The sequence below is a fragment of the Mycobacterium sp. UM_WGJ genome, from assembly GCF_000455125.1.
Classification (GTDB): Bacteria; Actinomycetota; Actinomycetes; order Mycobacteriales; family Mycobacteriaceae; genus Mycobacterium.
In genome coordinates, this window is sequence record NZ_AUWR01000065.1 from 1 (window position 1) to 22,087 (window position 22,087).

A 22,087-nucleotide genomic window follows, 5' to 3' on the forward strand; every position below is an offset into this window, starting at 1 on the left:
GGCGTGATTGGCGGCCAGTTCCGGCAGCGTCGGCATCGCCGCCAACGCGGCGATATACGCCGCCGCCGTCTGTTCGTGTGCGGCCGCCATTCGGGCACTGTCTGCGGCGGTTCGATCCAGCCACGCCAGATACGGCAGGTGCGCTGCCTGGTACTGCTCACCGGCCACACCGCGCCACAGCCCGGCCGCTACCGAAGCCAATACTGCGGTCAGATCCTGCGCCGCCGCGGTGTACGCCACGCTCAGGGACGACCACGCGCCGGCGGCAGCCAACAGCGGGCCGGGGCCCGGACCGGAGCTGAGCAGCGTCGCATGCACCTCAGGTGGAGACGCCATCCACATCGGCCCGAACACAAGGATTCACTCTAGCGAATCTATAGTTTCGGGCGCCCGAACTCCTGCTCGTTTTCGGTGCGCCAACTGCCGGGCAGCACGGGCATGCGTGCAGCGTCGTCGAAAACGCCGCCGCCCGACACTGTCAGCCCCCCGGCCGGGGCGCCGTCGCGGGCCAGCGTGCCGGCGAATCCGGCCGCTCCGCGCGACGACGCGGTCAAGCCCACCTCAGCCGGCTCCGCCCACTCCGGCGCGACCCCGACGTTGAGGTCCATGACCGCGTCGTCGGGCCTGCGCACCGCAGCTCGCTTGCGGACCCGGGCCCGCCGCTGAGCACGCTCGGCCGCGGTAGCCGCAGCGGCGGTCGCACTACCGCGCGGCTGCGAGGCCTTGCGCGACGCTGCGGCCCCGACGGGCATGCCGGTCCCGGCGCCAACGCCGGGCGGACCGAGCAGATACGGCGGGAAGAACGGCGCGGCGCCCGGCGGCGGAGGTGGCGCCGCCGGCGCGGGGCCGCTGACGCCGGCCGTCACCGGGACCGGCGCGGGCGCCGGAGCCGGGGCCGGCGTGGTCGGCGTCGCGGGTACCGGCGCTCCCGCCGAGCCGGATCCGAACCCGGCGAAGCCATCGGGAGTGGCGCCCACCGGCAGCGGCGGGAGCGGCTGTGGCACACCGGCCAATCCGGCCAGCCCGGCGAAACCGCCCACCGCGCCTACCGGGGCGATCAGCACGCCGATCGCGGCCGCGAACAACTGCGGCGATTGGGCCAGCCAGGAGCCGATCTCGGCGAGGTGTGTCGGCCAGTCGAACTCGGCGAGCTGAACCAGATACTGAAACGCCAGCGCGGGGTTCTGCTGGAAATTCACCCCGAGCTGCTGAAAGTCCTCCAACAGTTCCAGCGCCCGCACCAACCAGAACATCGGCTGGCCGGCATCGGTGTACTGGTCATAGGGAATTCCGTTCACCATCGCGTGGGCGGGATCCCAATTGATCTGCCCGTTGCTGGCGGTCTGCAGAATCTTGGCGATCAGCTGATCCAGCGGACCATTGACCGTGGGGTCGGTGGGATCGTCGCCATGGGCGGGGTGCGCGTCGGCCTTGACGATCGGGGGCGCCGCCGGGGTGTGCGGCATCGCGGCCACCGCGGCGCCACTGACCGCTTGATACGTCGCCATGGTCGCGGCGGCCTGCACCCACATCCGCACATAGTCGGCCTCGTTGAACGCAATCGGGATGGTGTTGATGCCGAAGAAATTCGTCGCCACCAATACCCCATGGGTGGCGTGATTGGCGGCCAGTTCCGGCAACGTCGGCATGGCGGCCAGCGCGCTGACATACGCCCCCGCAGCCGTCTCATATTGGGCCGCGGTTGCCGCACTGTCCGCGCCGGCCTGGGTCAGCCACGCCAGGTAGGGCCAGTGAGCGCTCGCATACGCCTGGGCACTCGGGCCTTGCCACGCCCCCGCCCCGACGGAGTCCAGCACCCCCTGCAGTTCATCCGCGGCGGCAACGTACTCGGCTTCCAGCGCCGACCAGGCGGAAGCGGAAGCCAGCAGCGGGCCGGGTCCCGCTCCGGCGCTCAGCAACGCGGAGTGCACCTCGGGCGGAGATGCCATCCATGCCGGCGCCGGTGCCGTCACCGACTGCCGTCCACCAAGTTGTTGAACATGGTTTTCATTATCGGCAATTGAATACCCGCTGCGGCCGCCCCCGCAAGAGACTCCGCCTCCGCGTTAGCCCCGACAACGAAGTGAAGTGAATGGCCACCCCGGCACGCTCAGTCACATGCAGACTTCGCGGCTCAGCGTCACGGAGCGCGCCGACAACGACCGGGAAACCCGGTTCGAATGGAGCGGGAAGACCTAGAACAGGGTCGGCAGGCCGATGGCCGAGTCCACCGCCAGCGCACAGAAGACCAGCGCCAGGTAGTTGTTCGACTGCAGGAAGAGCCGCAGCGGCTTGACCGGCTCACCGCGACGCACGCCCGCGTACAGCTGGTGGGCCATAGCCAGGAACCACGCGCCAGCCAATACCGCGACCGCGGCGTAGAGCCAGCCTGCGGCGGGCACCAGCGCCAACGTGGCCAGCACGGTCGCCCAGGTGTAGACCACGATCCGGTGGGTGACCACATTCTCGCTGGCGACCACCGGCAGCATGGGCACCCCCGCCGCCGCGTAGTCCTCCTTGTAGCGCATCGCCAGCGCCCAGGTGTGCGGCGGCGTCCAGAAGAAGATCACTAAGAACATCACCACCGCGGGCCAGCCGATGGTGCCGGTGACCGCCGACCAGCCGATCACCACCGGCATGCAACCGGCCGCTCCGCCCCACACCACGTTCTGGGAGGTACGCCGCTTGAGCATCATCGAGTAGACCAGCACGTAGAACGCGATGGTGGCCATGGCCAGCAGGCCCGATATCAAGTTCGTGGTACGCCACAGCCACACGAACGAGGCGGCACCGAGCCCCAGGCTGAACACCAGAGCGTTGCGGGTCGGCACCGCGTCGCGAGCCAGCGGGCGGCGCGCAGTGCGCTTCATCACCTTGTCGATGTCGGCGTCGACGACGCAGTTCAGCGCATTGGCGCTGGCGGCGGCCAGCATCCCGCCGATCAGCGTGTTGAAGATCAGCAACGGATTCACCGTGCCGCGGTCGGCCAGTAGCATCGCCGGAATGGTCGTGACCAGCAGCAACTCGATGATTCGGGGCTTGGTCAGCGAAAGGTACGCCAACAACGTGTTGCGCACGGCGCGTATTCGGCGCGGCTCAGCGCGCTCGCGAATACTCACGTGATGACTCCTAGGATGGCAGCTGCGACGCCAGCTTCTACTACGGACGGACGCCAGCTTCTACTACGGACGATGGTAGACCGCCTGGCCAGGTCGTCCGAATCGCAGGGTCAATTCACGGCGAATCCACACGGCAACCGGACCTGCAACACTGCGCGTGCCCGCATTAGGGTGAGAAGCAACCTGGCTTGCATTTGAAGACCTATCTCAAAGATGAGGACCCGACGTTCGTGACCACTGCTGCAGAGATCTCCGCCCTTACCCGCCCGCACCACCCCGCTGACTGGGCCGAGATCGACTCCGTCGCAGTCGACACCGCCCGGGTGCTGGCCGCCGACGCGGTGCAGAAGGTCGGCAACGGCCACCCGGGTACCGCGATGAGCCTCGCGCCGCTGGCCTACACGCTGTTCCAGCGGGTGATGCGCCACGACCCGTCCGACACCACCTGGTTGGGCCGCGACCGGTTCGTGCTGTCCTGCGGGCACTCCAGCCTGACCCTGTACATCCAGCTCTACCTGGGCGGTTTCGGGCTGGAACTGGCCGACATCGAGGCACTGCGCACCTGGGGTTCCAAGACCCCGGGGCACCCGGAGTTCCGCCACACCAAGGGTGTGGAGATCACCACCGGCCCGCTCGGACAGGGCTTGGCCTCGGCGGTCGGCATGGCGATGGCCGCACGCTATGAGCGCGGCCTGTTCGACCCCGACACCGCCCCCGGCGAGAGCCCGTTTGACCACTTCGTCTACGTGATCGCCTCCGACGGCGACATCCAGGAAGGCGTCACCAGTGAGGCCTCCTCGCTGGCCGGCGTCCAGCAGCTGGGCAACCTCATCGTGTTCTACGACCACAACAAGATCTCCATCGAGGACGACACCGCGATCGCGCTCTGCGAGGACACCGCGGCCCGCTACCGGTCCTACGGCTGGCACGTCCAGGAGGTCGAGGGCGGCGAGAACGTGACCGGCATCGAGGAGGCCATCGCGAATGCCAAGGCCGTCACCGACAAGCCGTCGTTCATCTCGCTGCGCACGATCATCGGTTACCCGTCCCCGGGCAAGATGAACACCGGCGCCATCCACGGTTCCGCGCTCGGCGGCGACGAGGTGGCAGCCACCAAAGCCGCACTCGGATTCGACCCGGACAAGGCGTTCGACGTCCGCGAAGACGTGATCACCCACACCCGCGGGCTGGTGGCACGCGGCAAGCAGGCCCACGCCGACTGGCAGGAGCAGTTCGAGTCGTGGGCGGCCCGCGAGCCGGAGCGCAAGGCGCTGCTGGACCGGTTGATCGCAGGCGAGCTGCCCGAGGGCTGGGACGCCGAGCTGCCGTACTGGGAGCCCGGCTCCAAGGCCGTTGCCACCCGCGCCGCATCCGGCAAGGTGCTCAACGCAGTAGGCGCCAAGCTTCCCGAATTGTGGGGCGGCTCAGCCGATCTGGCGGGCAGCAACAACACCACCATGGACGGCGTCAAGTCGTTCGGGCCGGCGTCGATCTCCACCGGCGAGTACACCGCCGACCCCTACGGCCGCACCCTGCACTTCGGGATCCGCGAGCACGCGATGGGCTCGATCCTGTCCGGCATCGTGCTGCATGGGCCCACCCGCGCCTACGGCGGCACGTTCCTGCAGTTCTCCGACTACATGCGGCCCGCGGTGCGGTTGGCGGCGCTGATGGACATCGACCCGATCTACGTGTGGACGCACGACTCGATCGGGCTCGGCGAAGACGGTCCGACGCACCAGCCGATCGAGCACCTGGCGGCGTTGCGCGCCATCCCCCGGCTGTCGGTGGTGCGACCGGCGGATGCCAATGAGACGGCCTACGCGTGGCGCACAGTGCTGGCCCGCGGCGCGAGCAGCGGTCCGGTCGGGCTGATCCTGACCCGGCAGAACGTGCCGATCATCGAGGGCACCGACGCCGAAGGCGTCGCCCGCGGCGGCTACGTGCTGGGCGGCCTGGAAGCCGTCGGCGCCGACGACCCCGACGTGGTGTTGATCGCCACCGGTTCGGAGGTGCAGCTCGCGGTCGAAGCGCAGAAACTCTTGGCGGCCAAGGACATCAATGCCCGCGTGGTGTCGATGACATGCCTGGAGTGGTTCGAATCGCAGCCGGCCGACTACCGCGATGCAGTGCTGCCACCGTCGGTGTCGGCCCGGGTGGCGGTCGAAGCCGGTATCGCACAGTGCTGGCACAAGATCGTCGGCGACACCGGCGAGATCGTCTCGATCGAGCACTACGGCGAGTCCGCCGACTACCAAACGCTGTTCCGTGAGTTCGGTCTGACCGCGGAGGCTGTCGTCGCCGCCGCCGAAAGAACACTGGAAAACTGACGTCAATCGAAACCGATTGAGAAGGAGCGCAACATGACTCAGAATCCCAAGCTTGCCGCTCTCAGCGCCGCGGGCGTGTCGGTGTGGCTCGACGATCTGTCCCGCGACCGGCTCACGTCCGGCAACCTGGCCGACCTTGTCGCCACCCGCAGCGTGGTCGGCGTGACCACCAACCCGACCATCTTCCAGAAAGCACTGGAGAAGGGCCACGCCTACGACAAGCAGCTGGCCGAGCTGGCCGCCCGCGGCGCCGACGTGGACGCGGTGATCCGCACCGTCACCACCGACGACGTGCGCAACGCCTGCGACGTGCTGGCTGCGGCATGGGAGGCCACCGACGGCGTGGACGGGCGGGTGTCGATCGAGGTCGATCCGCGGCTGGCCCATGACACCGACAAGACCGTGGCCCAGGCCGTCGAACTGTGGAAGATCGTCGACCGGCCGAACCTGTTCATCAAGATTCCGGCCACCAAGGCGGGTCTGCCGGCTATCACCGCGGTACTGGCCGAAGGGATTTCGGTCAACGTCACGCTGATCTTCTCCGTCGAGCGGCACCGCGAGGTGATGGACGCCTACCTGGCCGGTCTGGAGGCCGCCAAGGCCGCCGGACACGACCTGGCCAAGATCCACTCGGTGGCGTCGTTCTTCGTTTCGCGGGTGGACACCGAGATCGACGCCCGGCTGGAGAAGATCGGCTCGGCCGAGGCTCTGGCGCTGCGCGGCAAGGCAGGTCTGGCCAACGCCCGGCTGGCCTACGCGGCCTACGAGGAGGTGTTCGCCGGCGAGCGCTTCGCCGCGCTGGCGGCCGACGGTGCGCGGGTGCAGCGGCCGTTGTGGGCGTCGACCGGGGTGAAAAACCCCGACTACCCGGACACCCTGTATGTCACCGAGCTGGTCGCGGCGCACACCGTCAACACCATGCCGGAACCGACGCTGGACGCCGTCGCCGACCACGGCGACATCACGGGTGACACCATCGCCGGAACCGCGGCAGCATCCCAGCAGGTCTTCGACGAACTCACCGCAGCAGGCATCGACCTGACCGACGTGTTCTTGGTGCTGGAGAACGAAGGCGTCGAGAAGTTCGAAGCGTCCTGGGGCGAACTGCTGGACGCCACGGCGACGCAGCTCGAAGAGGCCAAGTGATCTGATGGCCGGCGCCGGGGCAGCGCGAAACACCTCCTCGGGGTGGCAGAACCCGCTGCGAGACAAGCGAGACAAACGCTTGCCCCGCATCGCCGGCCCCTGCGGCGTGGTGATTTTCGGGGTCACCGGCGACCTGGCCCGGCGCAAGCTCATGCCGGCCATCTACGACCTGGCCAACCGCGGTCTGCTGCCGGCGACCTTTGCGCTGGTCGGTTTCGCCCGCCGCGACTGGGCCGACGAGGATTTCGCCGAGGTGGTCTACCAGGCCGTCAAAGAGCACGCCCGGACCCCGTTCCGGCAGGTGGTGTGGGACCGGCTGGCGTCCGGCTTCCGGTTCGTCACCGGCACCTTCGATGACGACGAGGCCTTCGCCCGGCTGGCGCAGACCCTCGAGGACCTCGACGCCGAGCGCGGCACCGGCGGCAATCACGCCTTCTACCTGTCGATTCCGCCCCACGCGTTCCCGGTGGTCTGCGAGAAGCTGCACTCGACAGGACTCGCCCGGCCGCGGGATGGCCGGTGGAGCCGGGTGGTGATCGAGAAGCCGTTCGGTCACGACCTGACCAGTGCGGTCGAACTCAACAGCGTGGTCAACAGCGTGTTCCCCGAGGAAGCGGTGTTCCGGATCGACCACTACCTGGGCAAGGAGACCGTCCAGAACATCCTGGCGCTGCGCTTCGCCAACCAGTTGTTCGACCCGATCTGGAACGCCCACTACGTCGACCACGTGCAGATCACCATGGCCGAGGACATCGGTTTGGGTGGGCGAGCCGGCTACTACGACGGCATCGGCGCTGCCCGGGACGTGATCCAGAACCACCTGCTGCAGTTGCTGGCCCTCACGGCGATGGAGGAGCCGGTGAGCTTCTCCCCTGCCGAACTGCAGTCCGAGAAGATCAAGGTGCTCTCGGCCACCAGGCTGGCGCAGCCGCTGGATGAGACCACCTCTCGCGGTCAGTATGCCGCCGGGTGGCAGGGCGGCGAGCGCGTCGTGGGCCTGCTCGACGAGGAGGGGTTCGCTCACGATTCACGGACCGAGACCTTCGCGGCGATCACGCTGGAGGTCGACACGAGGCGCTGGGCCGGCGTCCCGTTCTACCTGCGCACCGGGAAGCGCCTGGGCCGGCGGGTCACTGAGATCGCACTGGTGTTCAAGCGCGCACCGCACCTGCCGTTCGACGACACCATGACCGACGAATTGGGCAAGAACGCGTTGGTGATTCGGGTGCAGCCAGACGAGGGCATCACACTGCGATTCGGGTCCAAGGTGCCCGGCCACCTGATGGAGGTCCGTGACGTCAACATGGACTTCTCCTACGGCTCGACGTTCTCCGAGGATTCACCGGAGGCCTACGAGCGTCTGATCCTGGATGTGCTGCTGGGTGAGCCCTCCCTGTTTCCGGTCAACGCCGAGGTCGAACTGTCTTGGGAGATCCTCGATCCAGTCCTCCAGAACTGGGCTGAGCACGGCAAGCCCGAGCCGTATGTGGCCGGAAGTTGGGGACCGCGGTCGGCGTTCGAGATGCTGACCCGCTCCGGCCGGGAATGGCGGCGCCCATGATTGTCGAGTTGCCGAACACCACCACCACCGCGATCAACAAGAAGCTCAACGCGATCCGCGAGCAAGTCGGTGCGGCGACGACGGGGCGGGTGCTGACGCTGATCATCGCGCTGGAAACCGACGCCCTGCTCGATGAGTCCATCGCGGCGGCCAACATCGCCAGCCAAGAACACCCGAGCCGGGTGATCGCGGTGGTCGGCGGAGACCCCGACACCGGTGAGTCGCGCTTGGACGCCGAAGTGCGAATGTTCGGCGATGCCGGCGCCAGCGAGGTGGTGGTGCTGCGGCTCTACGGTCCGCTGGCCGGCCATGCTGACGCGGTCGTGGTGCCCTTCCTGCTGCCCGATATTCCGGTGGTCGCGTGGTGGCCCGACGTCGCGCCCGCAGCCCCGGCCACCGACCCCCTGGGGGCCCTGGCGTTGCGGCGCATCACCGACGCCACCAACGCCCCCGATCCCCGGGCGGCGATCAACAGTCGCCGAGACGGCTACACCGCCGGCGATACCGACCTGTCGTGGAGTCGCATCACCTACTGGCGGGCGTTGCTCGCCTCCGCACTGGATCAGCCACCGTTCGAGCCGATCCGCTCGGCGGTGGTCTCCGGGCTGGCGACCGAACCGGCCCTGGACATCCTGGCCGGCTGGCTGGCCAGTCGCATCGACGGTCCGGTGCGGCGTGCGGTCGGCGAACTGAAGATCGAATTGACCCGCGACAGCGAGACCGTGGAGCTGAGCCGCCCCCAGGACGGGGTCACCGCCACTTTGAGCCGCACCGGGAGGCCGGCGGCGCTGGTGCCGCTGCCCCGCCGGGTGACCGCGGAGTGTCTGGCTGAAGATCTGCGCCGGCTGGATGCGGACGTGATTTACGGTGCCGCGCTGACGGGCCTGGAAGAAGTGGAGTATCTGTGATCGTTGCGACCTACCCCGACACCGACGCACTGGTCGCCGCTGCCGGTGACCGCCTGGCCGATGCCGTCGAATCGGCGATCGCCGCCCGAGGCCGGGCGTTGGTCGTGCTGACCGGCGGCGGTACCGGCATCGGGATCCTCCGCCGGCTCCGCGAGCATGCTGCGCGGATCGACTGGGGTTGCGTGCAGGTGTATTTCGGCGATGACCGGTTCGTGCCGAGCGACGACGACGAACGCAACGAGAAGCAGGCCCGCGCGGCTCTGCTGAACCACGTCGGGATCCCCGCCGGCAATGTTCATGCGATGGCGGCCAGCGACGGCGCGTTCGGCGACGATCTGGATGTGGCCGCGCTGGCCTACGAGCAGGTGTTGGCCGATCATGCCGAACCCGGCGAGCGCACGCCGGACTTCGACGTGCACCTACTGGGCATGGGGGGTGAAGGCCACGTCAACTCCTTGTTCCCGGACACCCCGGCGGTCGCCGAGTCCGCCCGGCTGGTGCTGCCGGTCTACGACTCGCCCAAGCCTCCCCCACGCCGAATCACCCTGACAATTCCTGCGATCCAGCGCTCCCGCGAAGTGTGGCTGGTGGTGGCCGGTGAGCCCAAGGCCGAGGCGGTCGCCGCCGCGGTCGGTGGTGCGGACCCGGTCGCGGTGCCCGCCGCCGGGGCGACGGGGCGCGAACAGACGGTGTGGTTGCTCGATGAAGCAGCCGCCTCGCTGCTGCCCGCCACGTCATAATGAGCGCTATGGCAGACAGAAGCTCAGTATCCGGCACGGAACGTAAGCGACTCAAGACCCTGGCTCAGGCTGCCCTGAACGCCGACGTGACGGTCGGGCAGCTTGAAGATGTGCTGGACGGTCTGGGCGGCACCATGAATGAGCTCAACAGCTCATTGTCCAATCTCAACGCGACGATCGAACGCCTCGGCGGCGGCCTGGATCACCTTGAGGACACCATGTCCAGCCTCGATGACCTGGCCCGCCGCTTAGTCACGCTGATCGAACCGGTGGAGGCCATCGTCAATCGCATCGACTACCTGGTCGAAGTCGGCGAGACGGCGATGTCTCCGTTGACAGCGACCGAAAACGCGGTGCGCGGCATATTCAATGCCATGCGCAACCGGGTGCGCTGAGCCGTCAGGGTTTCATACCCCCTGCCTCCCTGCGCATTCAGAGGCGTCGGAGAATTCGACCCACCAAAGCACCGTGATCGACTGCCCGCCACCGAACCGCGACACCCAACGCGATCTACGAGCAGTTCAAAACAGACCAGGACACCGTTATGCATCGCCCTTCTGCCCCGCTGTCGGCGCCGCCTCCGGGCGGCGACCACCAGCCCCAGCCGGTCTAAGCCGGGCTGGGGGGCAGATCACGCGTACTTGATGAGCAGGCCGACCGCGATGATGCAGGTCAGCCAGATCGCGATGACGAAGTAGGTCAGCCGGTCCAGGTTCTTCTCGACCACGGTCGAGCCGGACAGGCTGGACTGCACACCGCCACCGAACAGAGTCGACAGGCCGCCACCCTTGGCGCGGTGCAGCAGCACCAGCAGAATCACCAGCAGGCTGGTGATCACCAAGAGAATCTGCAGCGTCAAGATCATGGGAGTTACCCTACCGTTCGCCTTGGTGCGTCAAGGCTCTGGGTCAAGGGAGCGGCCCGCCGGCAGCCAGCGCCGCCAGCATCGCGAACTGCTCACCGTCCAGCGACGCCCCGCCGACCAGGCCGCCGTCCACGTCCGGCTGGCCGATGAGTTCTCCGACGTTCTTGGCGTTGACCGACCCGCCGTAGAGCACCCGGACGGTGTCGGCGATCTTGGGCGAGGCGAGCTTGCCCAGCTCGCCGCGCACGGCCGCACACACCTCCTGCGCATCCGCCGCACCGGCCACCCGGCCGGTTCCGATGGCCCACACCGGCTCGTAGGCGATGACGCTGGCACCGATCTGCTCGGCGCTCAGGCCGGCCAGCGAGCCACGCAACTGCTCCAGGCAGTGCTCGACGTGGCTGCCGGCCTCCCGGATCTCCAGGTGCTCGCCGATGCAGATGATCGGGGTGAGGCCGTGCTTGAGGGCGGCGGCGGCCTTCGCGGCGACCAGCGCGTCGTCCTCACCGTGGTAGCTGCGCCGCTCGGAGTGCCCGACGACGACGAAGGTGCAGCCCAGCTTGGCCAGGAACGCCCCGCTGATCTCGCCGGTGTAGGCGCCCGCGTCGTGCTGCGAGACGTCCTGGGCGCCGAAGGTCAGCCGGAGCTTGTCGCCGTCGACCAGGGTCTGCACGCTGCGCAGATCGGTGAACGGCGGCAGCACCGTGACATCGACCTTGTCGAAGTACTTGTCCGGCAGCGCGAAAGCCACCTTCTGCACCAGTGCGATGGCCTCGAAGTGGTTGAGGTTCATCTTCCAGTTGCCGGCGATCAGCGGCTTACGACTCATTACGAACCTCCGGTTTCCAGAACTTGCAAGCCTGGCAGTGGTTTGCCCTCAAGGTATTCCAGGGACGCTCCGCCGCCGGTGGAGATGTGCGAGAAACCGTCCTCCGGCAGACCCAGCGCCCGTACCGCCGCGGCGGAGTCGCCGCCACCCACAACACTGAACGCACCCTTGGCGGTGGCGGCTGCGATCGCCTCGGCCACTCCCCTGGTGCCGGCCTCGAACGCCGGGAACTCGAACACGCCCATCGGCCCGTTCCAGAAGATGGTCTTGGCGTTGCCCAGCAGTGCGGCGAACCGCTCCACCGAACCCGGGCCGACATCCAGGCCCATCTTTCCGTCCGGAATGGCGTCCGCGGCGACGACCTCGCCGGTGGCGGCGGCGTCGAACTTGTCGGCGACGACGATGTCCACCGGCAGCCGCAGCACATCGGCGTAGTCATCGAGCAGTTGCCGGCAGGTGTCCACCATGTCGGCCTCCAGCAGCGACGTCCCGACCGCAAGGCCTTGGGCGGCCAGGAAGGTGAAGCACATCCCGCCGCCGATCACGATGGAATCGGCCTTGGTCGCCAGCGACTTGATCACGCCCAGCTTGTCGGAAACCTTCGAACCGCCCAGCACTACGGCGTAGGGCCGCTCGGTGGACTCGGTCAGCTGCTGCAGCACCTGGATCTCCGCGGCGACCAGCGTCCCGGCGTACGACGGGAGCAGCGTGGCGATGTCGTAGACCGAGGCCTGCTTGCGGTGCACCACACCGAATCCGTCGGAGACGAACGCCCCCGGCGAACCATCCGGCGCGGCCACCAGCTCAGCCAGCGCCCGGGCCAGCGCCAGTCGCTCGCCGTCGTCCTTGCTGGTCTCCCGCGCGTCGAAGCGGATGTTCTCCAGCAGCAGCACGTCACCGTCGGTCAGGCCCTCGGCGCGGGCCAACGCGTCGGTGCCGACCACGTCACCGGCCAACTGGACGTGGCGGCCCAACTGCTCGCCGAGCGCGGCCGCGACCGGCGCCAGCGACAGTTTGGGGTCCGGACCGCCCTTGGGCCGGCCCAGGTGGGCGGTCACCACGACCTTGGCGCCGGCGTCGACCAGCGCGCGCAGTGTGGGCACCGACGCGGTGATCCGGCCCAGGTCGGTGATCTTTCCATCGTCGAGCGGGACGTTCAGGTCGGAGCGCACCAGCACGCCCCGCCCCGCCACACCCTCGGCGATCAGGTCTTCGACTGACTTGACGGCCACGATCGCGTTACAGCGACTTGCCGACGAGAGCGATCAGGTCGACCAGACGGTTGGAGTAGCCCCACTCGTTGTCGTACCAGGAGACCACCTTGGCCTGGTTGTCGATCACCTTGGTCAGCCCGGAGTCGTACAGCGACGAGTGCGGGTCGGTGACGATGTCGCTCGACACGATCGGGGCGTCGTAGTACTTCAGGATGCCCTTCATCGGGCCCTCGGCGGCGGCCTTCATGGCGGCGTTGATGTCTTCCACCGACGCCGACTTGCTCAGCTCGGCGGTCAGGTCGGTGACCGAACCGGTGGGGATCGGCACCCGCAGTGCGTAGCCGTCCAGCTTGCCCTTCAGTTCGGGCAGCACCAGGCCGATCGCCTTGGCGGCACCGGTTCCGGTGGGCACGATGTTGATCGCGGCGGCGCGGGCGCGACGCAGGTCGCTGTGCGGGCCGTCCTGCAGGTTCTGGTCCTGGGTGTAGGCGTGGATGGTGGTCATCAGACCCTTGACGATGCCGAACTCGTCGTTGAGGACCTTGGCCAGCGGGCCAAGGCAGTTCGTGGTGCACGACGCGTTGGAGATGATGTTCTGGCTGCCGTCGTACTTGTCGTCGTTGACGCCCAGCACGATGGTGATGTCCTCATCGGTGGCCGGCGCGGAGATGATGACCTTCTTGGCGCCGGCGTCCAGGTGGCCCTTGGCCTTGGCGGCGTTGGTGAAGATGCCGGTGGACTCGACGACGACGTCGACACCCAGGTCACCCCAGGGCAGTGCGGCCGGGCCTTCCTTGACCTCAAGCGCCTTGATCTTGGTGTTGCCGACGACGATGGTGTCGTCGCCTTCGAGGCTGACGTCGTGGGGCAGCCGGCCCAGGATTGAGTCGAACTTCAGCAGGTGCGCCAGGCTGGCGTTGTCGGTCAGGTCGTTGACCGCGACGATCTCGATGTCGGTGTTGTTGCCCAGAGCTTTTTGTGCGTCCAATGCCCTGAAGAAGTTCCGCCCGATGCGGCCGAAGCCGTTCACGCCTACCCGGACCGTCACTGGTCTCTCCTCGTGTTTCTCAGTTTGCTGGTGTAGTGCTAGCCAGCCTAGTGCGTGACGGACCCCACAGAACCTTCGGTACGGCGGACCGGCAACTCGTCGCCGGGTTCGGGCCACGGCTGGCGGCTGAGCAAGTCGGCCACCGCCACGTAACCGGCTTCGATCAGCCCCGATTTGGCGTCGACAATCCGGTAGGCCTGCTCTTTCCGGTGGATGGGTTGGCCTTCGAGCACGATCACCCGCAGCTCGCCCTCGGCGAAGTGGCAGCGGCGCTGCACCGCCGTGAGCAGCTGCTCATTGTGCAGGTGGCCTTCGCCGAAGTTCCACCCGATCAGCGGGCCCGCGATGATCTCGCCGTCGCGGATGTTGTAGTCGGCCACGTTGTCGAGCGCTCGGGCCAGCAAGCCGTTCAGTGCCCGCCCCTGCAGGTGCATGGCACGGAACGCCCCCGGGACTTTGTCGGCGACAAGATCGGCGGTGGACTGGTCGTAGAACTTCGCCAACTGGTTGATGACCAGCGCGGAGCTCTTGACCACGTTGGCCTCCACGATGTCCTCGGTGCCGGCGCGGAAGCACCAGAAGCTGGCCGCCCAGTTTCCGGCGTAATAGCGCATGGCGGGAAGGAACGAAATCTGCTGCGGAAACATGTTCCCGGCCACCGGGATAACGATGAGTCCGGTGAACAGGATGGCCATCAACAGCGGCGACCGCAGTTCGTAGACGCTGACTTCGGGATGCTGTCCGAACAGGAAGAACAGCGAGAAGAGGAAGAAAACATTCCATTCCAACGGGACTCCCATCGGGAGGTTGGACAGGATGTTGAGGTGAAAGATCACCATGAACGCGATCAAGAACCACCGCCACGGGTGATCACCGGCGACGAGCACCAATAACGCCGGCACGACGAATTCGGCTGTGGTGCCGCCGACGTGCGCCATGAGCTGCGGAATCCGGGTGGGGCGCAGGTCGTTGACGTGATCGCGGTACATCAGGTGTTTGAGGCCGGTGAAGATCTTGGAGCGCAGCAGGGCATTGTTGCTCGTCATCACCGCGACCACATAGGGAAAGTGGTGGTTGAGCTTGGAGGTGGCCGCACCCCACCACAGCCCGAGGATGATGAGCTTGAACGCGGCCATCTGGTCGACGTAGGGAAAGAAGAAGACCAGCAGCGTCAGGCCGTAGTGCTCGGCGCGGGCGGCCAGAAAGATCGTCTTGTCCCGCAGGCCCAGCAGCACCAGTGCGACGACCATCGGCGTCACCACCATCGGGTCCAGCAGACCCACCGGGCCGGGATCGCCGTGCCCCGCTGACAACAATGCCCAGACACCGCAGCCCAGGACGGCGGCATACAAGGCGATGTCGACCACGGTGCGGGTGTCGCCGCGGGTGAGCGGGACCTTGCCGGGCCACGGCGGCAGGCGGATTGTGTTGGGCCGCAACCAGTACAGGACACCGCCGATGGGCGGCCAGAACCGGGCGGTCAGCGGACCGGATCCGCAGCCCAGGCCCAGGATCTCGAACAGCAGACTGAAGACGACGAGTTTCTGATAGACGATCGGCTGGGTCCACCAGTCGGCGATGCGGCCGAGTTCGCCCAGGCCCGGAGTCAGCGCGATGACCGCTGCGGCGCCTGCGGCGTAGGCCGCGATCTTGATCAGGTAGATCAGGTAGACCCCCGATGGGGTGCCGAAACCCTGTTCGGCCCAGTGCCTGCTGCAGACCTGGATCCGGGTCGCCCACGGGGTGGCGCGCCACGTTTCGGGGTCGACGTCGGGAACCGACGGTTTGATGAACCCCATACTGTCCTCACTCCCTGCCGTGTGCCCGTTCTGTTATAGCGGCAAGTGCAGGCGTGCGACGGTCATTCGGGCGGGTCGGAATCACCGCGCAGGAGTTCTTCTCCGGTGGTGGGCGTTGTCACCTGTGGTGGGGTGGTGCCGTCGGTCCAGCCGAGGCGTCCGGTGGTGGTGATGATGGTGTGTTGGCGGCCGTCGGTGGTGTCGGTGTGGTCGCAGCCGCAGGCGAAGAACAGCTCGTCGGCGTTGGTGCGTCCGCCGCGTGCCCAGGGCTGGGAGTGGTGCACTTCGCAGTGGTAGCCGGGCTCTAGGCAGTTCGGTCGGGTGCAGCCGCGGTCACGGGCGTAGCAGATCAACCGCTGATCAGCGGTCGCGACGCGTTTTTGCCGGCCGAGGTAGAGCGGGCGTGTGGTGTGGTCGTCGAAGACGGCCAGGTAGTGGATCGCCTGGGCGGCCATGGTGATCAGGTCGCGCATGGGCAGCCGGGATCCACCGCCGGTCAAGGCTGGTGGTGGCATGGTCAGCGAGGGGTCGCAAGCGGCGTGGGCGGCTTGGTTGAGTTCGGCCAGGGTGGTGGTGACGATGACGGTGACGGGGTGGCCGCGGTGGGTGCCGAGTTTGCCGGAGGCGATGGCGGTGGACATCGCGAGTTTGAACGCGTCGTGGCAGCGCTGCCCGGGGCTGCGGTCATCGCGTTCCCCAGGTCCGTCGGGCACATGCCGTCCGGGGCGCACGGCGGCGGCAACGGCTTCGAAGTAGGCGCGGGTTTGGGGGTCGAGGAGCCCGGTGAGTTTGGACATGCCGTCGAGACCTTGGCGACCAAGGGTCAGGCTGCGCCGTCGCGCCCGGTCGCGGTCACTGAACAGCCCATCGGGGTTGAGGTGATCGGCGATGCGCTGCCCGATCTTGGTGACCACCCCGGCATCGACTCGGGTGGCATGCGAGACCAACGCCGTTTCGGCATCGGCGACGTCGGCAGGTGGCACCGAGGTGGGCAGCACGTCGACGGCCTGGCAGACCGCGCGGATGTGGTCCTCCCCGACCGCACCCGACTGCACCGCGGTGGCCAGGGCTGGTAGTTCAGGAGGCAGAACCGCCCCGGTCAGGGAGCGGCGGGGCCGGATGCGGGCGGCCACACGGCAGCGGCGGGTGATCTCGCGTGGGGTGATCCGCAGCCGTTCCCATAGGGCGGCCCGTGCTGCGGCGATCGAACCGCAACCATCGGGCGGGTCGGCGAGTTCGCCGAAGATCCGGTACATCAACCCGCGATTCACCCGGTCCTGGGTTTCCAGCCGCTCGGCGATGTCGACCCGAAAGTCGTTGCCCACCAGATCCGTCGAGGTCGCCCGCAACACGTCCTGGGCGGCATCAATGGCATCCAGAGCAGCACAGACCTGCTCCCGCGCCGCCACCACGCCCAGTGCTGTTGCCATACCCCGACGCTAAAAACCACCCCCGACACCGACCCCCAACCGGAGGTCGCCGGCACCCCGGGCTGTGGATCAACCCCCAACTGGGGATAAGCACACCGCTAGGCGTCTTCGAGCAGCTCCGGGGTGACCGCAGACTCGGTGTCGGGAATGCCGTCCTGCTTGGCCTTGCGGTCGGCCATCGACAACAGCCGCCGGATGCGTCCTGCCACCGCGTCTTTGGTCATCGGCGGGTCAGCCAGCCGGCCCAGTTCCTCCAGGGAGGCCTGCCGGTGCTCGACCCGCAGTTTGCCGGCCGAAGCCAGATGATCAGGCACGGTGTCGCCGAGGATCGCCAGTGCGCGTTCCACCCGCGCCGCCGCCGCCACGGCCGCCCGCGCGGAGCGGCGCAGGTTGGCGTCATCGAAGTTGGCCAGCCGGTTGGCCGTTGCCCGTACCTCGCGGCGGATCCGGCGCTCCTCCCAGACCAGCCGGGTGTCTTGGGCACCCATGCGGGTCAGCAGCGCCCCGATCGCCTCGCCGTCGCGCACCACCACCCGGTCCGCTCCACGCACCTCGCGGGCCTTGGCGCTGACCCCGAGCCGGCGCGCCGCGCCGACCAGCGCCAGGGCGGCCTCCGGGCCCGGGCAGCCGACCTCCAGAGCCGATGAGCGTCCCGGCTCGGTGAGGGAACCGTGCGCCAAAAACGCTCCCCGCCAAGCAGCTTCGGCGTCAGCGACACTGCCACCGACGACCTGGGCCGGCAGGCCCCGCACCGGGCGCCCGCGCAGATCCAACAGCCCAGTCTGACGAGCCAGAGCTTCCCCGTCCTTCGTCACGCGCAGCACGTAGCGGGTGCTCTTGCGCATCCCGCTGGCGGTCAGCACGTGCACGATCGCGTTATAGCCGTACAGGTCGAAGATGTCCTTGCGCAGCCGCCGCGCGATGACCCCCAGGTCCACCTCGGCTTCGACTACGACCCGACCGGCCACGATGTGCAGTCCGCCGGCGAAGCGCAGCAGCGCCGCGACCTCGGCGCGGCGAGCACTCACCGAACTGACCACGAGACGGCTCAGCTCGTCCTTGACTTCGGCCGTCATCGCCACGACTTGTCACCTCCCGGCCCGAGCCCGCTCGGTCCACTCACGCCGGATTGCCGGCCCCCGCCCTCGGCATGCGTCGCGACCGGTGTCGGAGCGATCAACGTCGATGCGTCGATGTTCCGAACCCCGTCCAGCGCCGCCGCCAACTTTCCTGGGTCATGTAAAGGTGTACCAGGTCGAGCCACGTCCACGAACCGAACCTCGGCAGCGAACAATGTGGCGGCACGCCGCAGTTGTTCGCGCTCGCGTTCACTGGGCACTCGGCCTGCGTCGATGATGATGTGGTCCACCGTGAAATCGGGTGCGTGTTGCGCCAGTACGTGCAGGTGTCGCTCCACGGAGAATCCCGCGGTCTCCCCCGGCTCGGCCACCAGGTTGAGCACCAGAGCACGACGGGCGGTGGTCTTCTGCAGCGCCCAGGCCAGACCCGGTACGAGCAGGTGTGGGATCACACTGGTGAACCACGAGCCCGGGCCGAGCACCACCAGATCCGCGGACATGATGGCGTCCACCGCTTGGCGGGTAGCCGGCGGATTGCCCGGCAACAGCCGTACCCGGCGTACCTTTCCCGGGGTGGTCGCGATGGCCACCTGCCCCCGGATCACCCGGAACAGTCGCGGGTCGGCCTCCAATCCGGACACATCGGCTTCGATCTGCAGCGCGATCGGGCACATCGGCAGCACCCGCCCCTTGACCCCCAGCATCCGGCCGAGCTCGTCGAGTGCGGCGACCGGGTCGGCCAGCACTTCGTTGAGGCCGGCCAGCAGCAGGTTGCCGATCGGATGCCCGGCAAGGGCGCCGCTGCCACCGAAGCGGTGCTGCAAGATGGTCGCCCACAGCTGGCCGGTCGGGGTATCGGAGGCCAGCGCCGCCAGTGCCATCCGCAGGTCCCCGGGTGGTATCACGTCGAGCTCGCCGCGCAACCGACCCGAGGAGCCACCGTCGTCGGCAACGGTCACCACCGCGGTGACGTGTGGGGTCAGCCGGCGGGCAGCCGACAGCGTCGCGTACAGGCCGTGCCCACCACCGAGCGCGACGATGCTCGGATTGCCTTGCGCGGGCTCAACACTCATTGGCGCCGCTTCTCCTCATCGCTTCGCACTGCACTGCCGCCGGCGCAACTCATTCGCGACCCAGATCCCGGTGCAGCACTCGAACCGACAGTTGGTCGTTGTCGTCTTGGGCATCCAACAGGCGCGCCAACGCCTCGGCGATAGCCACGCTGCGGTGCTTGCCGCCGGTGCACCCGATGGCCAGCGTCATGTACCGCTTTCCCTCTCGCCGATAGCCGCTGACCACCAGGGCCAGAAGCCGGTGGTAGCCGGCCAGGAATTCGTCCGCGCCCGGTTGGCTCAGCACGTAGTCGCGTACCGCCGGGTGCTGCCCGGTGTGCGGGCGTAGTTCGTCGATCCAGTGCGGGTTGGGCAGAAAGCGCACGTCCATGACCATGTCGGCGTCCATCGGCAGGCCGTACTTGAAGCCGAAAGACTCGACCGTGATCGACGTGGGGGCCAGTACGGCGTCACCACCGAACATCCCCTCGATGCTCTCCCGCAGTTCGCGCACGCTGAGCACTGAGGTGTCGATGACGAGGTCGGCCACCGCGCGCACCGGCGCCAGCATGATCCGTTCAGCCGTGATGCCCTCGGTGAGGGTCTGCTGGCCCTGCAGGGGGTGACTGCGGCGGTTGTGCTCGTAGCGCCGGATCAGTACGTCGTCGCTGGCCTCCATGAACAGCACGCGCGGGTTGATGCCGCGGGTGGCCAGTTCGGTGCGCACCGAGTCCAGGTCGCCGGTGAAGCCGGCCGAGCGGACGTCCATCACGACTGCCAGCCGGGTGATCCGGGATCCCGCCGCCAGCCCCAGGTCCACCATGCGGGTGATCAGGTCTGGTGGCAGGTTGTCGGCGACGTACCAGCCCAGGTCCTCCAAGACCTTCGCCGCGGTGCCGCGCCCCGCGCCGGACAGTCCGGTCACCAGCACCACGTCGATACCGGCGCCGTCTGACGGGCCGGCGACATCGCGTTCCCGTACGCCCTTCGGTGATTCCGTGGTCATCCCGACATCCGTTGCTGTTCAGCGGCGCCCGCCGCGCCGTCGGCTCCCAGCGCCTCGAGGACGGCCGCGGCCGTCGCCGCGCCGATCCCCGGGATCGAAGTGAGCTCTTCGACGGTAGCCCCTTTCAGTCGCGCCACCGAACCGAAATGGGAGATCAGCACCTTGCGCCGATGCTCACCCAGCCCGGGCACCGCGTCCAGCACCGACTCCGTCATCCGCTTGGACCGCTTGCTCCGGTGGTAGGTGATGGCGAACCGGTGCGCCTCATCCCGAATTCGCTGCAAGAGGTAGAGCCCTTCGCTCTGCCGGGGCAGGATGATCGGGTCCGGCTCAGAGGGCACCCACACCTCCTCCAGTCGTTTGGCCAGGCCGATGGTCGCGACGTCAGTGATGCCGAGCTCGGCCAGCACCGCGGCCGCAGCGTTGACCTGCGGTGCACCGCCGTCCACCACGTAGAGATTGGGCGGATAGGCGAACTTACGTGATTTCCCTTCGGGGGCAAGCACTTCGGCATCCAAGTGCCGGCGGAACCGACGACGCGTCACTTCGGCGATCGAAGCCACATCGTCCGAGCGCCCCTCGCCGGCGGCTTCCCGAATCGCGAAATGGCGGTAGTCCGACTTGCGGGGCAGTCCGTCCTCGAACACCACCAGCGACCCGACGACATCGGTGCCCTGCACGTGACTGATGTCGACACACTCGATGCGCAGCGGAGCGTCGGACAGACCCAGAGACTCCTGAATATTCTGCAGCGCAGCCGATCTGGCCGTGAAATCCCCGGCCCGCTTCATCTTGTGTTGCTGCAGCGCATCTTTGGCATTGCGCTCTACCGTCTCGGCCAGCGCCCGCTTGTCGCCGCGCAGCGGCACCCGCAGCGAGACCCGCGAACCCCGCAGCTCAGAGAGCCAGCTGGTCAGCTCATCGGCGTTGGCCGGCAGACAGGGCACCAGCACCTCACGCGGCACCGGGTTGGTCGGCTCGTCGGCGGCGCCTTCCAATTCGGCCTGGTCACCGTAGAACTGGGTGACAAACTGCTCGACCAGCTGTCCCAAGGAGCTGTCGGCGTCGCCGGGGTCACCGGGCTTCTCGACGATCCAGCCGCGCTGCCCGCGCACCCGCCCGCCGCGCACGTGGAACACCTGAACCGCCGCTTCCAGATCGTCCTCGGCAAACGCCACCACGTCGGCATCGGTCCCGTCGCCGAGCACCACGGCCTGCTTCTCCAGGGCGCGTTTCAGGGCGGCGACGTCGTCGCGCAAACGCGCGGCGCGTTCGAAGTCGAGCTCATCGGAGGCGGCCAGCATCTGCTGCTCGAGGCTGCGGACCAGCCGGTCGGTCTTACCGGCCAGGAAGTCGCAGAAGTCCTCCACGATCCGCCGGTGTTCTTCGGTGCTGACCCGACCGACGCATGGTGCGGAGCACTTGCCGATATAGCCGAGCAGACAAGGCCGGCCGATCTGCTGGTGGCGCTTGAACACACCCGCCGAGCAGGTGCGGGCCGGAAAGACCCGCAGCAGCAGATCCAGGGTCTCGCGAATCGCCCAGGCGTGTGAGTAGGGCCCGAAGTAGCGCACGCCCTTACGGCGCGGCCCGCGGTAGACCATCAGCCGCGGGTACTCTTCGCCTCTGGTGACCGCCAAAACCGGGTAGGTCTTGTCGTCGCGGTAGCGGACGTTGAACCGCGGGTCGAACTCCTTGATCCAGTTGTATTCCAGCTGGAGAGCCTCGACCTCGGTGTTGACCACCGTCCACTCCACCTTGGCGGCGGTGGTCACCATCTGGCGGGTTCGCGGGTGCAGGCCGGCGATGTCGGCGAAGTACGACGTCAGTCGTGACCGCAGGCTTTTCGCCTTGCCCACGTAGATGACCCTGCCGTGCGGGTCGACGAACCGGTAGACGCCGGGCGCGACGGGAATGGACCCGGGCGCCGGACGATAGGTCGCGGGGTCTGGCACGGTAAC

General features: G+C 67.9%; 19 protein-coding genes. 6 read left to right on the forward strand and 13 right to left on the reverse strand.

What is annotated here, in order from left to right:
* The 3 genes from N416_RS21850 to N416_RS0118135 all read right to left on the reverse strand — a co-directional run.
* Positions 1–354: PPE family protein (locus tag N416_RS21850; RefSeq protein WP_036458522.1), on the reverse strand; the 354-nt coding region annotated here is incomplete at its 3' end.
* Between the two features lie 20 nt (positions 355–374).
* Positions 375–1,949, reverse strand: coding sequence for a PPE domain-containing protein (locus tag N416_RS0118130; protein ID WP_024443519.1), 1,575 nt, complete (start codon positions 1,947–1,949; stop codon positions 375–377).
* A 246-nt stretch (positions 1,950–2,195) separates the two neighbouring features.
* Positions 2,196–3,119: a heme o synthase gene (locus tag N416_RS0118135; protein WP_036458524.1), complete on the reverse strand. Its 924-nt coding sequence runs from the start codon at positions 3,117–3,119 to the stop codon at positions 2,196–2,198.
* 230 nt (positions 3,120–3,349) lie between these two features.
* Here N416_RS0118135 and tkt point away from each other — a divergent pair, with 230 nt between their 5' ends.
* Genes tkt through N416_RS0118165 form a run of 6 tightly spaced genes read left to right on the forward strand, consistent with a single transcriptional unit; the run spans position 3,350 to position 10,199 of the window.
* The gene (tkt, locus tag N416_RS0118140; RefSeq protein WP_024443521.1) at positions 3,350–5,449 is read left to right on the forward strand and encodes a transketolase; all 2,100 of its coding nucleotides are present in this window, start codon (positions 3,350–3,352) and stop codon (positions 5,447–5,449) included.
* A 33-nt stretch (positions 5,450–5,482) separates the two neighbouring features.
* Entirely contained in the window at positions 5,483–6,595 is a 1,113-nt protein-coding gene (gene tal, locus N416_RS0118145; protein ID WP_024443522.1) for a transaldolase, read from the forward strand.
* Positions 6,596–6,599: 4 nt separating this feature from the next.
* On the forward strand, positions 6,600–8,156 hold the full coding sequence (gene zwf, locus N416_RS0118150) for a glucose-6-phosphate dehydrogenase (RefSeq protein ID WP_024443523.1): 1,557 nt from the start codon (positions 6,600–6,602) through the stop codon (positions 8,154–8,156).
* A complete protein-coding gene (gene opcA / locus N416_RS0118155) occupies positions 8,153–9,064 on the forward strand; it encodes a glucose-6-phosphate dehydrogenase assembly protein OpcA (RefSeq protein ID WP_024443524.1) in 912 nt (303 codons plus the stop codon). The genes zwf and opcA overlap by 4 nt, the downstream gene beginning before the upstream one ends.
* Positions 9,061–9,804 carry a 6-phosphogluconolactonase gene (gene pgl, locus N416_RS0118160; protein WP_024443525.1) on the forward strand — a complete coding sequence of 248 codons (744 nt, stop codon included), beginning with the start codon at positions 9,061–9,063 and terminating at the stop codon, positions 9,802–9,804. Before opcA ends, pgl begins: the two co-directional genes overlap by 4 nt.
* Positions 9,804–10,199: an ATPase gene (locus tag N416_RS0118165; protein ID WP_024443526.1), complete on the forward strand. Its 396-nt coding sequence runs from the start codon at positions 9,804–9,806 to the stop codon at positions 10,197–10,199. Before pgl ends, N416_RS0118165 begins: the two co-directional genes overlap by 1 nt.
* Before the next feature lie 236 nt (positions 10,200–10,435).
* Here the strand turns inward: N416_RS0118165 and secG are convergent, their stop codons facing one another.
* From secG to uvrC, 10 genes are all read right to left on the reverse strand, one after another.
* Positions 10,436–10,669, reverse strand: a complete 234-nt coding sequence (secG, locus tag N416_RS0118170; protein ID WP_024443527.1) for a preprotein translocase subunit SecG — start codon at positions 10,667–10,669, stop codon at positions 10,436–10,438.
* 43 nt (positions 10,670–10,712) lie between these two features.
* The gene (gene tpiA, locus N416_RS0118175) at positions 10,713–11,498 is read right to left on the reverse strand and encodes a triose-phosphate isomerase (protein WP_024443528.1); all 786 of its coding nucleotides are present in this window, start codon (positions 11,496–11,498) and stop codon (positions 10,713–10,715) included.
* The gene (pgk, locus tag N416_RS0118180) at positions 11,498–12,730 is read right to left on the reverse strand and encodes a phosphoglycerate kinase (RefSeq protein ID WP_024443529.1); all 1,233 of its coding nucleotides are present in this window, start codon (positions 12,728–12,730) and stop codon (positions 11,498–11,500) included. Before pgk ends, tpiA begins: the two co-directional genes overlap by 1 nt.
* Positions 12,731–12,737: 7 nt before the next feature.
* On the reverse strand, positions 12,738–13,760 hold the full coding sequence (gene gap, locus N416_RS0118185; RefSeq protein ID WP_024443530.1) for a type I glyceraldehyde-3-phosphate dehydrogenase: 1,023 nt from the start codon (positions 13,758–13,760) through the stop codon (positions 12,738–12,740).
* 47 nt (positions 13,761–13,807) lie between these two features.
* On the reverse strand, positions 13,808–15,559 hold the full coding sequence (locus tag N416_RS0118190) for a DUF3556 domain-containing protein (protein WP_024443531.1): 1,752 nt from the start codon (positions 15,557–15,559) through the stop codon (positions 13,808–13,810).
* Between the two features lie 62 nt (positions 15,560–15,621).
* Entirely contained in the window at positions 15,622–16,989 is a 1,368-nt protein-coding gene (locus N416_RS0118195) for an HNH endonuclease signature motif containing protein (protein WP_024443532.1), read from the reverse strand.
* A gap of 98 nt (positions 16,990–17,087) precedes the next feature.
* Positions 17,088–18,065, reverse strand: a complete 978-nt coding sequence (whiA, locus tag N416_RS0118200; protein WP_024443533.1) for a DNA-binding protein WhiA — start codon at positions 18,063–18,065, stop codon at positions 17,088–17,090.
* Complete coding sequence (locus N416_RS0118205; RefSeq protein ID WP_024443534.1) at positions 18,062–19,141, reverse strand: YvcK family protein; 1,080 nt, start codon at positions 19,139–19,141, stop codon at positions 18,062–18,064. The genes whiA and N416_RS0118205 overlap by 4 nt, the downstream gene beginning before the upstream one ends.
* A gap of 49 nt (positions 19,142–19,190) precedes the next feature.
* Entirely contained in the window at positions 19,191–20,126 is a 936-nt protein-coding gene (gene rapZ, locus N416_RS0118210; RefSeq protein ID WP_024443535.1) for an RNase adapter RapZ, read from the reverse strand.
* Positions 20,123–22,081 carry an excinuclease ABC subunit UvrC gene (gene uvrC, locus N416_RS0118215; protein ID WP_024443536.1) on the reverse strand — a complete coding sequence of 653 codons (1,959 nt, stop codon included), beginning with the start codon at positions 22,079–22,081 and terminating at the stop codon, positions 20,123–20,125. The genes rapZ and uvrC overlap by 4 nt, the downstream gene beginning before the upstream one ends.
* Positions 22,082–22,087 lie beyond the last annotated feature (6 nt).

What these genes read in the sequence shown, in the direction of transcription:
- N416_RS0118130 (WP_024443519.1), bottom strand. Translation starts at nt 1,949, where the DNA reads ATGGCATCTCCGCCCGAGGTGCACTCCGCGTTGCTGAGCGCCGGAGCG.
- tal (WP_024443522.1), top strand. Translation starts at nt 5,483, where the DNA reads ATGACTCAGAATCCCAAGCTTGCCGCTCTCAGCGCCGCGGGCGTGTCG.
- zwf (WP_024443523.1), top strand. Translation starts at nt 6,600, where the DNA reads ATGGCCGGCGCCGGGGCAGCGCGAAACACCTCCTCGGGGTGGCAGAAC.
- opcA (WP_024443524.1), top strand. Translation starts at nt 8,153, where the DNA reads ATGATTGTCGAGTTGCCGAACACCACCACCACCGCGATCAACAAGAAG.
- N416_RS0118165 (WP_024443526.1), top strand. Translation starts at nt 9,804, where the DNA reads ATGAGCGCTATGGCAGACAGAAGCTCAGTATCCGGCACGGAACGTAAG.
- secG (WP_024443527.1), bottom strand. Translation starts at nt 10,669, where the DNA reads ATGATCTTGACGCTGCAGATTCTCTTGGTGATCACCAGCCTGCTGGTG.
- tpiA (WP_024443528.1), bottom strand. Translation starts at nt 11,498, where the DNA reads ATGAGTCGTAAGCCGCTGATCGCCGGCAACTGGAAGATGAACCTCAAC.
- N416_RS0118190 (WP_024443531.1), bottom strand. Translation starts at nt 15,559, where the DNA reads ATGGGGTTCATCAAACCGTCGGTTCCCGACGTCGACCCCGAAACGTGG.
- N416_RS0118195 (WP_024443532.1), bottom strand. Translation starts at nt 16,989, where the DNA reads ATGGCAACAGCACTGGGCGTGGTGGCGGCGCGGGAGCAGGTCTGTGCT.
- whiA (WP_024443533.1), bottom strand. Translation starts at nt 18,065, where the DNA reads ATGACGGCCGAAGTCAAGGACGAGCTGAGCCGTCTCGTGGTCAGTTCG.
- N416_RS0118205 (WP_024443534.1), bottom strand. Translation starts at nt 19,141, where the DNA reads ATGAGTGTTGAGCCCGCGCAAGGCAATCCGAGCATCGTCGCGCTCGGT.
- rapZ (WP_024443535.1), bottom strand. Translation starts at nt 20,126, where the DNA reads ATGACCACGGAATCACCGAAGGGCGTACGGGAACGCGATGTCGCCGGC.